The following is a 245-nucleotide window of genomic DNA, read 5'->3' as shown; positions in this document are numbered from 1 at the left end:
CGGGCGCTCCGGCCCAAACGAGCCCCCTAAAAGAGACGGCCCCGCCTCAGGGGATGGTGGGCACCATTCTTCGGGTAGCTGCCCTGGATTTGTTCGAGTTTCAGGACCATGAAGAGATCATTGGCCTTCAGTCGTTTCTCGGGGGGCTGACGAACCCCATGCATGGAAAAGCCCGCAAATTCGGCCTGCATATCCATGCCCAAATTCCCGACGTCTATGTTCGGGGGGACCGGGAACATTTGACG

At 58.8% G+C, this 245-nt stretch carries 1 protein-coding gene; it reads left to right on the top strand.

Translation table 11 applies throughout. The features are described 5' to 3' along the window. On the top strand, positions 1-245 hold a 245-nt coding region (locus KVT34_RS30835), incomplete at both ends, for a hypothetical protein (protein WP_483311475.1).

The sequence above is a fragment of the Paenibacillus sp. GbtcB18 genome (assembly GCF_019091125.1).
Classification (GTDB): Bacteria; Bacillota; Bacilli; order Paenibacillales; family NBRC-103111; genus Paenibacillus_F; species Paenibacillus_F chitinolyticus.
This window is presented reverse-complemented; position numbering and strand designations above follow the sequence as displayed.